Source organism: Flavobacterium suzhouense (assembly GCF_042684765.1).
Taxonomy (GTDB): Bacteria; Bacteroidota; Bacteroidia; order Flavobacteriales; family Flavobacteriaceae; genus Flavobacterium; species Flavobacterium suzhouense.
In genome coordinates this window covers 1-14,329 of sequence record NZ_JBHUMD010000002.1, presented here as the reverse complement: position 1 = coordinate 14,329, position 14,329 = coordinate 1, and the positions used below count along the sequence as shown (strand labels likewise).

The following is a 14,329-nucleotide window of genomic DNA, read 5'->3' as shown; positions in this document are numbered from 1 at the left end:
CATATTTTTCATAAAAAAATCCCACGTTTATCGCGGGATTTAATTTACTGTATTTCAAAAGACTAAACTTAGTTCTTAGACGGAATGTTCTGAAGAATTTCCAATACAAATTTCCAGTATTTCTGAGCCGATTTAATACTTGCTCTTTCGTCCGGGCTATGCGCTCCTTTGATCGTAGGACCAAAAGAAATCATATCCATATCAGGATAGTTGGTTCCAAGGATACCACACTCTAATCCGGCGTGACATGCTACCACATGTGGCTGGTTTCCGTTCTGTTTTTCGTAGATATCTTTTAGTACTTCAAGTATCGGAGAGCTGACATTTGGCGTCCATCCCGGGTATGAGCCTGCAAAAATAACCTCACAGCCTATAAGCTCAAACGTAGAACGAAGTGCATTAGCAAGGTCAAACTTAGAGCTCTCTACCGATGAACGTGTTAAACAGCCAACGTGAATGTTACCATCTTTTACGATAACCCTTGCAATATTGTTAGACGTTTCAACAAGGTTTTCCATATCGGCACTCATGCGGTACACACCATTGTGGGCAGCATATAATGCACGTATAAGCCCTTCCTGAACGCCAAGCTCCATAATCTTAGCAGGCAGTTCGCCTTTTTCTATAGTTATCTTAAGATTAGGCTCAGTAGTTTTATACTCTGTTTTGATATCATTGATCACTTCCTGCATGTCGAATACGAAAGCTTCATCAAAAATTTCAGAGATAATTACTGTTGCAACGCTTTCCCTAGGGATGGCATTACGAAGGCTACCGCCATTGATCTCAGCAATTTGAAGCCCGAAATTCTCAAAACCATCAAATAAAAGACGATTCATTATTTTGTTGGCATTGCCAAGTCCTTTATCGATATCCATTCCTGAGTGACCTCCGTTAAGGCCATTTACCGTGATTGTATAACCAACAGAGTTTTCAGGAACCTCTTCTTCATGGTATTCGCGCGTGGCGGTAACATCTACCCCACCGGCACAACCGATATCAATCTCATCATCCTCTTCTGTGTCAAGATTAAGAAGTATCTCACCCTGAAGCAGTCCGCCTTTAAGCCCCATCGCACCGGTCATTCCGGTTTCTTCATCAATTGTGAATAACGCCTCAATAGCCGGATGCGGAATATCAGTACTTTCAAGTATCGCCATTATAGTTGCAACACCAAGTCCGTTATCAGCTCCAAGAGTCGTTCCTTTAGCACGAACCCAGTCACCGTCTACATACATTTCAATTCCCTGTGTATCAAAATCAAAGTCTGTACCCGCATTTTTCTGGTGCACCATATCAAGATGCGACTGCATAACAATTGTTTTGCGGCTTTCCATTCCTTTGGTAGCAGGCTTTTTAATGATAACGTTACCAACTTCGTCCTCGATAGTTTCAAGGCCTAATTGTTTTCCGAAATCCTTCATGAAAGCAATTACCCTCTCCTCTTTTTTAGAAGGACGCGGTACTGCATTCAGGTCGGCAAATTTATTCCAGAGCGCTTTAGGCTCAAGATTTCTTATTTCCTGGCTCATTTATATTTATGTGTGTTTGTTGTTTTATTCTTATTTAAAATATTCTTTTACAATCCTCGGGATTTCCTTTTCCTCGACCTCCCCTATCCATACATTTTTAGGCTGTATTGAGATTACAGGAGCGTGTTTGCAATTGTCGGTACAGGTCATACGTACTACGTCAACTTCTTTTTTCAGTTCGCTTTCTTTCAGCTCGATCCTGAAACCTTTGCGGAGTTCTTTACAATAATGACCGCATTTTTTGCCATCGCAAATAAAAATAACCTTTTCCGGAGCATCTAACTTTTTCATGGGGTTAATTTTAATTTATCCATACAAAAATACTACTTATATTTACAATCCGCTATCGAATTACTACTTCCTGATGAAGAAAAAATATATACTCCCGCTGCTGCTGTTACTACAAATAATTATCATAAACATACTCTCGTTCTTTCCTGAATTTGTAGAACGTTATTACAGCAACGGACTCTTTCCTTACCTTTCTAAAGCAGAACGCATCTTCTTTGGCATGTTTAATTTTTCTATTGGCGACCTGATTTATGGAGTTGTTATAATCTTAGCACTTCGCTGGTTTTGGAAAACAAGAAAGACATGGCGTAAAAATTATAAAGACAACATCTTAAGAATGGTTGGAGCATTCTCGGTATTTTACTTCCTGTTCCATTTACTTTGGGCAATGAATTATCATCGTGTTCCTCTTAATGAGAAAATGGGCATAGAAAAGGAATACACTCCCGACGAGCTGATTGCCTTTACCAAAAGGATGATTGACAGAACCAATGCAATACATCGCCAAATAGAAAAAAATGACAGCGTAAAAATTGTGATCCCTTATACCATTGATGAGATTTACAGCAAATCGACGGATGGCTATAAAGAAATAGAAAAACAGTTCCCTTATTTTGCTTTTGAGCATGAAAGCATAAAATCATCGCTCATCAGTACACCTTTATCCTATATGGGGTTTGGAGGCTATTTAAACCCATTTACCAATGAAGCCCAGGTAAACTATAATCTTCCATTGTACGGGTATCCGGCTACAACCTGCCATGAAATGTCGCACCAAATAGGCTATGCCAGCGAAAGCGAAGCCAATTTTATTGGCTATATGGCTTCGATACACAACAAAGATTTATACTTTCAGTATTCAGGCTATACGCTTGCGCTAAAATACTGCCTCCGCAACATTAATAAAATTGATGAAAAGAAAGCTAAAAGCATGGCTAAACTTGTTTTACCCGGTGTGCTTGCCAATTTTAAAGAAAGCGAAGCATTCAATAAAAAATATGAATCGTTTGTAGAAACTATATTCAAATATTTTTATGATAATTACCTAAAAATCAACAAACAAAAAGATGGACTGGAAGCATACAGTAAGTTTGTAGGATTATTGGTTAACTATTATAAAGACAAAGAATTGTAATTAGTTGTAACAAATTACAGCTTTTAGCTACTTATGCAATATGAGTTCAGAACTTGAAAAGTCTTTTGTACAACAACTTCAGGAAAACCAAAACCTGATACACAAAATATGCAGGCTCTACACCGATAGTGAAGATGCTCACAAAGACCTGTTTCAGGAAATTACCATACAGCTCTGGAAAGCTTATCCTCAATTCAGGGGCGATTCTAAATTTACCACCTGGGCATACCGCGTGGGACTGAACACTGCCATTACACTTTACCGAAAAAAGACAAAGTCTGTTAGTACTATTGAATTTGACAGCAAATTGCACAAAATTGATCAGGACGAATACAACTATGAAGAAGAAGAGCATATAAAATTGCTCTATCAGGCTGTACAACAGCTTAACGACATTGAAAAGGCATTGGTATTTATGTACCTGGAAGACAAAGACTACAGTGAAATAGCCGAAACCCTTGGAATTAGTGAGGTAAATGCCCGCGTAAAAATGAACAGGATAAAAGGCAAACTAAAAACGATATTAAATCCGTAAGTGGACATATGGAAGAGTTAGATCTATTAAAGAAGGACTGGAAAAAGAACGAAAATAAATTCCCGAAACTTTCGGAACAGGAAATCTATGCGATGTTGCATAAGAATTCTACTTCGGTAGTAAAATGGATTTTTGTAATAAGTATACTGGAATTTGCTTTCTTTCTTGCTCTTACTCTATTATTCAATGATAATGCAGGCACCACAAAAATGGAGAGCTATCTGAATGGCTTTTCCACCGTTGTTACGATACTTGATTATGCAATCATGGTTTACTTCTTCTGCCTGTTTTATATCAATTATAAAAAAATCACTACTACTGACAAGGTTAAGAACCTTATGTCAAACATCTTAAAAACACGCAAAACCGTATCTAACTACATCTTTGTTAAGATATTCTTTATGGTTATATTGCTTATAATTATGTTTGTTTTATTCTTCTATAATGAACCTGAGATGATTAACACGCTGCATATTGCTGAAGAAAAAGGAAAACTATTTATAGTATGCCTCGTTTATTTTGCCGCTGTAGCCATAAGTGTAGCTGTTTTTGCCGGAGTTGTATTGTTATTTTACAAGCTTATTTACGGACTCTTACTTAAACGTCTGAAGAAAAATTACGACGAACTTAAAAAAATAGACTTCTAAAAAATGAAAAGATTATTGATTGTCACTTTTGGATTTATTTCTCTTTTTGTTAATGCCCAAAATCCTGACAATAGCCTTTTATGGAAAATATCCGGTAATGGGCTGAGTCAGCCTTCCTATCTTTTCGGAACAGTTCACATTACCTGCGATGCTACATTGTCCCCTAAAGTGAACGCTGCTCTGGATGCTACCAGGCAGCTATACCTTGAACTTGATATGGATGACCCAAACATGATGAAAGAAATGATGGGAGGTATGACCATGAAAGATGGTGTTACCATGACATCACTACTTAGCACTGAAGATTATAAGCTGGTAGAAGATTTTATTAAATCTAAAACGGGTATGCCGCTCAAAATGCTGGACAGTTATAAACCTTTTTTGGTAAGTGCTATGCTTATGCCGGCAATGTTGGACTGCAAGGCGCAATCTATAGAACAGTCACTTATAGATGCAAGCAAAAAACAAAACGAAGAAATTTTTGGTTTAGAAACGGTACAGGAACAACTCCATGTCTTTGATGCGATTCCATACAAAGAACAAATGGAAGACCTGTTAGCTTCGGCAAAAGACGATATGGCTAATGACAGAGCCGAATACAACAAAATGATGGAACTATATAATGCTCAAAAGCTTAATGAGCTTATGGCATTTATGAAGTCTTCTAAAAACAAAACCGCTTCACACGACGATGTACTACTTATAAACCGCAACAAGAACTGGATTCCGCGTATTGAAAAAATTGCCAAAGAGAAACCTACTTTATTTGGTGTAGGTGCCGGTCACTTAGGCGGTGAGAACGGTGTAATTATGTTGTTACGTAAAAAAGGTTATAAAGTTGAAGCTGTAAAATAATTGTATTTCCACAGTTATTCTGATTTAATTTTCTTACAATTGTATCCTATAAGCTTGTTATATAATTTAACAACAGGATATTGTAATTAAAATCATCAATCAGCCGACAATGAAACATCTTTTTACGACTATTTTATTAGCAACTTCATTTAGTATTTTCTCTCAGGAAAATACCACTGATACCATTAAAAAAATGGATAAGGAACTTGACGAAGTGGTTATCCAGAAAAACAAAAAAGCAGTTGAGAGAAAGGCTGACAGGACTATTTATAACTTTTCAGATCAGTCGCACTTAAATTCCGGCTCATTAATGGAAGGCTTAAAAAAACTTCCGGGACTTATTATTTCAGAAGTTGCAGGAATGATGTATCAGGGTAAACAGCTTCAGGTATATATGGATGGACGTCCGTTAAACATCTATTCTAATGAGCTGAATGCCTATCTCGAGGGAATGCCGGCTAACGCCATTGAAAAAGTAGAGATTATAACCAATCCAGGCGCGGAATTTCCGGCAACATCGGGCGGAGCTATTATAAATATTGTAACAGCTAAAAATGCCAAAAGATATCTGACTGCTACCTACTCTAACGGATATAGTTATACAAAATATACTAAATCAAGAAACCGCTTTAATAACAGCCTTATGTTGAGTGCTGCCAATAAAGTTTTTAGCTGGCAGATACAGGGTGGGCAAAACTATAGTGAAAGTTATACCAAAACCAGACTTACCGATAATGACATTGTTGTAACCCAAAATTACTCCGACAATATTAGCCGTTTTTACTACTTAAAAACAGGTGTTAAATTCGATTTTAAAAAGGACAGGTTACTTCTTAATTATGACATTAACGGAAATAACAATAACTCTTTTGTACAGGCTGACGGTAATGGTTTTACATCAGATGACAAAAGCAAATCTAAACGCTATTACAATGATGTAATGGCTATATATCAAAAACGTTTTGAAAATCCGGAAACTAAACTCGACTTCCGTTTTAACTATAATGATGGGAATAGTAACTTTGATCTTAATTCAAGAGCTGATAACAACCCTGTATTAGACAATAACAGTGATAAAAAATATTATCAGTTCAAAACGGACTATTCTCAGGAAATTGATTTATTGGATAAAACCAAATTCAGTGCGGGCATACTAGCTGAACAACTGGACTTTGAAGCTAAAAATTTTGGCATCGAGAATCTGGATTATAGCAGAACGATACTTGCTGCTTATTCTGAAGGTCAGGCTAATTATAAAAAATTCGATTTTATATTAGGAGCCCGCCTGGAATCATATGATGTAAAAGGTACTACTGATACCGATGATCTTATACCATTCAGGCAAACAAGATTTTTCCCAAATGCTACCATTCAGTACACTTTAATACCTCAGGTATATTTTAAAGCCAATTATAATAAAAAAATCAGCCTGCCTAATACTTCAGCACTAAATCCAAACAATACCAGCTATCAAAATCCGAACATTGGCTTTTATGGCAACCCTTATCTAGATCCAACAATCTATAACAATTATGAGGTTGAACTAAGCGCCTTTGAATATTTCACTATAGGCTATTCGTTTACCCATGCCGATAATCAAATCATTAATCGTATAATATCAACTCCTAACGGGGCTGCGAGTATAACCCAGAATGTACCCAAAGTAACTTACCGTAATTTCAACTTCGGAATCCCTCTTCCTTTTATGCTTATTACGAAAGGACTAACAGAGACTTTGAAAATGGATTTTAATCCTGACGAGATAAACTTTATGTATATCTATGCAGGAAACTCGAAACAAATTATCGACGGGCTTGACACTAAAGGAATATGGAACATGAACGCCATGGTACAACTACTGCTTCCTAAAAAGATAAAGTTTACTACCAATTACTCGACATCTAATACCGGCGGAAATTATTACTACTACTCCATAGAAAAACCCATGAATCATCAGCTCGACCTGACCTTTGCCAAAAAGTTTTTTTCTGACAATTTATCTGTGTCACTATATTTGAATGATGCCCTGAATACAAATAGGCAAGAATTTGCCATGGCAGGAACTAACCTGAACTACAAAACCAAATATGACACTCGAAGAATAGGTTTTTCCCTGACGTATAAAATACCTTCTAAGAATAAAAACTCTCAGGAAACAGACATTCTGAATAATGACAAAAAACAGGAACAACAAAATATTTTAGGCAACTAGAAAAACAAAAGAGCGACCAAATGGGTCGCTCTTTTGTTTTTTAATAATTCCATTGTCTCTTGTTCAGTTCCTCCTGGGCTTCCATAACTTCTGCCGGAATAACTTTCAGGAAAGACGGATGCTGTTCTATGGCATATTCAATTTTTTCAACTATCTCATCAACAGTTTCGTTGTCGTAATCAATATCCAGCGGTTCCTTGATGATGAATGATTGAAGTATACCTTTCTTTTTAAGTCTTAATCCTTTTTTATCAAAAGATCTTCGGAAACCATCTATCACGATTGGCACCACAAGTGGCTTATGCTGTTTAATAATATGAGCTGTTCCTTTACGGATAGGCTTAAAAGGCTTTGTAGTTCCCTGAGGGAATGTTATTACCCAGCCATCCTCTAAAGCAATTTTTATATTCTCAGTGTCATTAGGATTAACTTCACGTTGCACATCCTGCCCTTTAGCCCTCCATGTTCGCTCTACTGTAATAGCACCTGCATAAGAGAGTATTCTCGGCAATAACCCCTCTTTCATCGTTTCCTTGGCCGCTACGTAATAAATATTAAGTTTTGGATGCCATATATATCCTACGTTCTTAATATTGTCCTCACGGCCTTTAAGACCAGCATTAAACACATGGAACATTGCCACAACATCGGCAAAGTATGTCTGGTGATTTGATATGAAAAGGACATTTCTATCCGGCAACGCCCTGATGATTTCAGAGCCGTCTATCTGCAATTCGTTAAATCCTCTGTATCGCCTGTGCGTAAGTATCCCAAAAACGCGTATTAGCCATTTTTTAAGGAATAATATATGTCCGAAGGGATTTCTTTTAAATAAACCCATGATTTATACCAAAATATCCTGCAAACTTACAAAAACTAAGCCATTATAGTACGCTTTTTATTGTTTCTTTAAGCTCACTGAGTATCATGGCAGTAGCTCCCCAAACAATATGCTGACCTACTTTAAAGGCTGGCACACTCATTCTTTGGGCATAAGATGTTTGTAAATCGGTCTCAATAACTATAGAGTCATCCAAAAATACATCGAGCGGAAGTTCAATAATCTCCACTACTTCATCAGGGTTAGGAATAAAACTGGGCTCCGCGAGTGATATACCCAGGTAAGGAGATACAAGAAAGTTACTTGGCGGAATATAAATATCGCTAAAAGGCATTATCACATCAATGTCAGAAGGCACTACCCCTACCTCTTCAAAAGTTTCACGAACTGCTGTAGCTGCAAGATCTTTGTCCTCAGGCTCAGCCTTACCTCCCGGAAAGGAAATCTGCGATGAGTGCACGCCTTCATAAGCATTACGTTTTATCAGTACGAGGTTTGCCTTTTCATCTTTTGGATAAAAAAGCATCATGACAGCCGAACGACGTGGATTATTATCTTTATAATATTCAGGATCTAAAGTTGGGAGCCTGGATACCGGGGCCATTTTTGCATGAGCGGTTAAGGCAGGTAGCTGTTGATTTACTATCTTTGGGATGTATTTTAGGAATTCGGTAAAGAGCATTTTGGCATCAATCTTAATTACCATAAAGATACTCAATTATAAGTACTCACAAAAGCACAGTGTATGTTTAGCAAAGCAGAAGCCCAAATCATAAAAAAAGAATTCTGGACGGCATTCGCCGAAGCCTATCCGCGTAAATGGTTGTTGTATGATACCAAGATCAAGGATGTATCATTCAAATTCTATGTAGATAATAAAAAAGCCCAGGTGCTTTTGGACATAGAACCCAAAGAAGACGATAAAAGAATCATTTATTATGAAAAGATTGAATCGCTTAAAAACATACTGCACGAAGAGTTTTTATCCGAAGCTATTTTAGAAAGAAATTATCATCTGCCGGATACCGGAAAAGTAATTAGCCGTGTTTGGGTAGAAAAGACAGGAGGCATCAGCCTTTACAATAAAGCGACCTGGAACGAGATCTTTGATTTCTTTTATGAAAGCATGGATGCCTTTGAGCGTTTCTTCTACGAGTATGAAGATTACATCAGAGACCTTGAGATAAACACTTAAAGTATGGGTATTGGAAAAAGAGAATTCTTAAAACTTATAGGTTTAGCTTCAACAGGCATTTTATTAGATCCTTATCTTTCTGTATTCACAAATAATGATACCTATGTAAACAAAAAACTTGGAGTAATATTTGACAAACCTCATGGTTGGGGATTTATTAAAGTATCTGATTTCGGAAAATTAAAAGATAAACAAATCTTTGAAGAAGGCTGGAACAAAGATATAGAATGGGAAGACATAGGATACCCAATATGTATTGCCACCAAATACTATGAAGATACGCCTGAAAATAAAGGGATATTCTCTCCTACCATAATGCTGAATATTACTCCAAAAGAGGATTTATATCCATTTGGATGCAGAACCCTTGAAGAAGTAATAGAAGATTCTGCAATGGGAACTGAAGCATTTTTAAAAGATTTCAGGGTTATTAAAAGGAAAACACCCTACCAGTTATCTGGCATTACATTCCATGAATTTGAATGTGAATATATGTTTGAGCATATAGATATTTCCTATCCTTTAAAAGTTGAACTTACATCTATAAAAGCAGAACATAACGGCTTTTATTATGACTTCAACCTACATCAGTCTTATGCACAAAATCAAACAGCTCAACTTGAGTTTGAAAGATTCAAACAGTCTATAAAACTTATCTAAACAAAAAGCCCTGCACTTGTAGGCGCAGGACTTTTTTTATATTATCAATTTAACGTACCATTGAGAAGTGCCCTTTGAATATTCTGCCATCTTCCCTGGTTACCACAAACCAGTAGTCTGACGAAGGTAGATCGACTCCATTGAACTTACCATCCCACCCCTGGCTCATAGGTCCAAACGAACTAACATGCTTGCCATATCTATCAAAGATATCAACTTTTAAATGTGGTTCTTTTACAGAATACTCTATTTTCCAATAGTCATTGCTACCATCTCCATTAGGCGTAAAGAAATTTTGATACGTCATTAATACTATTTCCTGAACATCTTCACCACAACCCAGAGCATCTTTAACATATACCTGATAAACTCCTGTCTCAAGACCGGTAAAGGTGCTATCTTCCTGATAGTTTATTCCGTCTAACGAATATTCATAATAACCCGAACCTTCTGCCTGAACAGTAATACTGTTTTGCTCTCTGGTCCAGTCTGATGTATCGATCTTAACAATTTTAGGAGTAACAGACGTTTTGATTTCAACACTATTTTCACCAAAACACGTTCTTTCATTACCATAAGCTTTCTCCACGGTAACGGTATATGTACCCGGCTCGCTTACAACAATAGTTCTGGTAGTCTCTCCTGTAGACCAAACGTAGCTTTTATAGCCAGCTTCGGCTGTTATTGAAACTACGCCTTCATTACATATAGTCCCTTTAGTATTAAGTACAGGTACCGGTTTTTCGCCAACAAACAATCTAAAGGAAGTTGTACCATAGCAAACACCGATTTCATTATGTATCAAACGAACATAAATAATCTGCCCGTTATCGATGTTGTGATAAAATTCAGGAAGCGCATTAACATTATTATCAGCATCTGCCTGAGAAGCATGATATGAAACTGTATACATAGATGGATAATAAGAACCTAATACCTGTGCGTTCTGATCTGTAAGGTGGAATTCAAAATTATCTGTTTCTCCCTGCTCCACACAAACAATCATATCATCAGGTTTTGTAGCATCAGTTATAGAAGGAAGACTTTGCACATTGAAACCTTTCACATCTACATTACCACATGCATCTTCAATCTGGAAAAGATATTCTGCAGGTTCAAGATTTGTAAAAATATTATTTGGTCCATTATCAACATAAAACGGTTGACCATTTTTGGACTTAATTTTATAAGTAACAGGATAACCCATTATATCCAGAATAACGTCATTAGGCTGACCGGCACAGGCAAGTGTATAAGCTGCCATAATTTCCAGTTGTTCTGTATAAGTAAACTCGCCTAAAACGCTAACACATTTAGTTTTTTCATTTGTACCGTCACCATAACACTCAAACTTTTTAATGATTCTCATTTTACCACTAAAGTTCAGGTTATTACGTACCGCTTTATTTTCAAGTGATAAACCAGTCGTATTATCAGGTACACTTCCTTCTGTATAAGCAGCAAATGTTAAAGGATGCATCCATGTATGTGTAACCGGATCAAAAAGCTGTAACCAATAGCCACTACCTGATTCTCCATTGCTGGTATCATTAAGCTCTACCGTAAAAGTTCCACAGTTAGGTGTATACAAAAATGGATCAACAGGAGCTACATAACCCTCAACAACAATTTCCTGATCCCTAACCAAACCACATATATCTGTAGCCCTAACAATATAAGTTCCTGCCGGAAGTGCATTCATATAAAGAATACCATCTACAGCTATTTTAGAAGTAACATTATAAGGTAACGGATGATTAAACGACGAAGGAGCACTAATTACTGATGCAGCAGTTAAAATCCCGTTGCCGCTACTGGCACTGAGCGTTCCATACCCAACATCACAAGAAGGCAGCATAGCATTAGCAAAAGCCCTTTCTATATACGGCGGTACTTCAACTATAATCTCATAAACAAAACCACAATCGTCAGTTATAGTGATAGTATAAATACCTAACGGAAGATCGTCCAGAGCCAGGATACCGTCAAGCGTAATGCTTGATGATACATTTTGAGGTAAAGTAGCCTGATATGATGACGGAGCATCAGTAATTATAGCCGATACAAGTTTAGAATCTGGCACACTTGCCCTGATGTATCCAAACAAAGAAAAACAGCCGTTATTCACACCATATTGGGTAGGTATAGGTTTAATAAACTCTATTTTAAGTGTATCAATTGCTTTTCTACCACAGATATCAGTTATTTCAATAATGTAATCACCAAAAGGGACAGAATTGGTTTCACTACCATAGTTTATATTATTCTGTGTAAAAGGACCATTGGGTGTACTATTATAATCAGCAGCAACAAATTCTGCAGGAGCACTCAAAAAATTTACAGTATAAGAAGTTGTATATTTTGAAGCATCAAGCTTAATGTACTTTTCAGCACAAGGTACTTTACCGGTACCTAATGTAAGTGAGATATTAGGGTCTACAACATTATCATTCTTTTCATAAACATACTGACATACATCAGTAACTTTCATATTATAAGTGTACGATTCCGTTTGATAGCGTGGAACTGTCATTACTACATCTAAAACATACGGATCACCAGTAGTAAATGTTTGATTAACTACTATTGGATTACCTCCTATATCTAAAGGTGAAAGTGTACTCTCTACAGTTAAAGGATAACCTAATGTACCAGTTGTAGCATTAAGTGTATTCATTACTTTTATAGAGTCACAAACAGTACTTACCGTTTCGGGATAGCTAGTCGCTGATATGTTGATTGCCCCTGAAACCACAACCAATGTATAAGTCTTTACTTTACCCACTCCACAGTTATCAAAAGCTCTGATATTATAAGTTCCCTGAGGAAGACCTTCAAAAACATTTGATGACTGTAATGGTCTGGTAACAGGTCCATAAATAATTTCATATGATTCTCCAACCCCGGATGTGGCATTTACAATTATACTTCCAACGTCCTCACAATGGTGTGAAGATGTCGTAACTTCAAAAGCAAAAGGTACAATCTTATTTTCAATTGTAATCGTTATATCTTTCCTGTTAGATTGATTGCCTAAAGACTGTATAGCTTCTATTTTGTAGGTTGCTGCAGAAAGGCTGCCCAAGTAATCCGATGTAGTAACAGTAAACGGATTTACATCATCAGGCATGATAAACACCTTATATAATATCGAAGCATTTGGTGTAGTATTAGTAACCATAAACGTAAGTGACCCGTTTCCTAAACACGTTTCGTTGGTTTTAACAACACTAAATGTAAAATCAGACAATTGAGAAAATACTGATGATGAGAACATCAACAATGTAACAAGCAAGTAAAATCTTTTCATACAAACCCCCATTTAAAACATTTAACCAGTACTCAATTAATTATGAGTCTGGTTTCGCCTTCATTATCTCGGCAATAATAATCATTAAAACTATAACTTATTGATTTACAGAAAAATAAACAATGTAGTTCATCGATAAAAACTGCAATATTCGTATTTTAAATAACTGTTTAGAATTTAAAACACTGACTACCAATAAATTAAAATGGGGGGATTTTTGAACATTTAAAAAACAACTAACATTAAATAATCTTAAATGTTAATTGTACATGTTTAAATTTACATCTTTTTTTGAAATATAAAAAGAAATTAACTTAAAAAAATAGTGATATTAAAATTAAAATAATTATAAAAAAACCATCAAATAAGGAATTTTCTTTCTTTATACATTAAAAAAATCATAAAGCATATTATTTACTATTTAAATTAAATTTTTAAGCACAATTTTTTTATTCTTATTCTATCTAAAATCCTTTTGTAAATAAAAATATACCATCCAAAAAACAACATATAACCTCATTTTAAATTACAACTTTAATTACGTATATAATGCTATTCTGGATGTGGCTTAAACCCTGCTTAACATGATGTTAACACCCATAAAACCTATCGCACCGTATAGGATTTCAAAAGATCTGATTTCATCGTAAATGATGAAGGATTTTCAAAAGGCACGAGGCCTTCGGCCGAATTGGCGCAGCAAAGGCGACGACCCCCGATAGCTATCGGGGCTACCACAAATTGCAGTATCAATAGTGCAATAAAGCAAAAAACCCTTCATCATTTACGATGAAGGGTTTTCAAAAGGCACAAGGCCTTCGGCCGAATTGGCGCAGCAAAGGCGACTACCCCCGATAGCTATCGGGGCTCTCACAAATTGCAGTGCCAATAGTATTATAAAACAAAAAAACTTCATTGTAAATGATGAATGGTCTTCAAAAGGCACGAGGTCTTCGGCCGAATTGGCGCAGCAAAGGCGACTACCCCCGATAGCTATTGGGGCTCCTACAAATTGCAGTACCAATAATGTTATAAAGCAAAAAACCCTTCATCGTAAATGATGAAGGGTTTTCAAAAGAAAGGCGACGACATACTCTCCCACAAATTGCAGTACCA

Annotated in this window: 12 protein-coding genes; 7 read left to right on the top strand and 5 right to left on the bottom strand. The window is 36.4% G+C overall.

The features are described 5' to 3' along the window. Positions 1 to 68: 68 nt before the first annotated feature. Positions 69 to 1,532 (bottom strand): aminoacyl-histidine dipeptidase, encoded by a 1,464-nt coding sequence (locus ACFSR3_RS00770; protein WP_379819272.1) that lies wholly within the window; start codon positions 1,530 to 1,532, stop codon positions 69 to 71. A gap of 30 nt (positions 1,533 to 1,562) precedes the next feature. Continuing rightward, positions 1,563 to 1,823: a (2Fe-2S) ferredoxin domain-containing protein gene (locus ACFSR3_RS00765; RefSeq protein ID WP_379819271.1), complete on the bottom strand. Its 261-nt coding sequence runs from the start codon at positions 1,821 to 1,823 to the stop codon at positions 1,563 to 1,565. On the opposite strand from ACFSR3_RS00765, the gene ACFSR3_RS00760 reads away from it, so the two are divergent. From ACFSR3_RS00760 to ACFSR3_RS00740, 5 genes are all read left to right on the top strand, one after another. After that, positions 1,822 to 2,958 (top strand): DUF3810 domain-containing protein, encoded by a 1,137-nt coding sequence (locus ACFSR3_RS00760; protein ID WP_379819270.1) that lies wholly within the window; start codon positions 1,822 to 1,824, stop codon positions 2,956 to 2,958. The two genes, ACFSR3_RS00765 and ACFSR3_RS00760, sit on opposite strands and share 2 nt — an antisense overlap. A 40-nt stretch (positions 2,959 to 2,998) precedes the next feature. Then, a complete protein-coding gene (locus ACFSR3_RS00755) occupies positions 2,999 to 3,493 on the top strand; it encodes an RNA polymerase sigma factor (protein WP_114759191.1) in 495 nt (164 codons plus the stop codon). An 8-nt stretch (positions 3,494 to 3,501) separates the two neighbouring features. Then, positions 3,502 to 4,140 (top strand): hypothetical protein, encoded by a 639-nt coding sequence (locus ACFSR3_RS00750; RefSeq protein WP_114759190.1) that lies wholly within the window; start codon positions 3,502 to 3,504, stop codon positions 4,138 to 4,140. A 3-nt stretch (positions 4,141 to 4,143) separates the two neighbouring features. Beyond that, on the top strand, positions 4,144 to 4,995 hold the full coding sequence (locus ACFSR3_RS00745; RefSeq protein ID WP_379819269.1) for a TraB/GumN family protein: 852 nt from the start codon (positions 4,144 to 4,146) through the stop codon (positions 4,993 to 4,995). A gap of 109 nt (positions 4,996 to 5,104) precedes the next feature. Next, positions 5,105 to 7,207, top strand: coding sequence for a TonB-dependent receptor domain-containing protein (locus tag ACFSR3_RS00740; protein WP_379819268.1), 2,103 nt, complete (start codon positions 5,105 to 5,107; stop codon positions 7,205 to 7,207). Positions 7,208 to 7,247: 40 nt separating this feature from the next. Here the strand turns inward: ACFSR3_RS00740 and ACFSR3_RS00735 are convergent, their stop codons facing one another. Together ACFSR3_RS00735 and ACFSR3_RS00730 are read right to left on the bottom strand one after the other, a co-directional pair. Next, positions 7,248 to 8,048 (bottom strand): lysophospholipid acyltransferase family protein, encoded by an 801-nt coding sequence (locus ACFSR3_RS00735; RefSeq protein WP_379819267.1) that lies wholly within the window; start codon positions 8,046 to 8,048, stop codon positions 7,248 to 7,250. A 43-nt stretch (positions 8,049 to 8,091) separates the two neighbouring features. After that, on the bottom strand, positions 8,092 to 8,754 hold the full coding sequence (locus tag ACFSR3_RS00730; protein WP_379819266.1) for an NUDIX hydrolase: 663 nt from the start codon (positions 8,752 to 8,754) through the stop codon (positions 8,092 to 8,094). A 39-nt stretch (positions 8,755 to 8,793) separates the two neighbouring features. Between ACFSR3_RS00730 and ACFSR3_RS00725 the strand changes: the two genes are divergently transcribed. Both ACFSR3_RS00725 and ACFSR3_RS00720 read left to right on the top strand, forming a co-directional pair. Further along, a complete protein-coding gene (locus ACFSR3_RS00725) occupies positions 8,794 to 9,243 on the top strand; it encodes a DUF4268 domain-containing protein (RefSeq protein WP_379819265.1) in 450 nt (149 codons plus the stop codon). 3 nt (positions 9,244 to 9,246) lie between these two features. Beyond that, a complete protein-coding gene (locus ACFSR3_RS00720) occupies positions 9,247 to 9,903 on the top strand; it encodes a hypothetical protein (RefSeq protein ID WP_379819264.1) in 657 nt (218 codons plus the stop codon). Positions 9,904 to 9,952: 49 nt separating this feature from the next. Here ACFSR3_RS00720 and ACFSR3_RS00715 read toward each other — a convergent pair whose 3' ends face one another. Beyond that, entirely contained in the window at positions 9,953 to 13,213 is a 3,261-nt protein-coding gene (locus tag ACFSR3_RS00715) for a T9SS type B sorting domain-containing protein (protein ID WP_379819263.1), read from the bottom strand. Positions 13,214 to 14,329 lie beyond the last annotated feature (1,116 nt).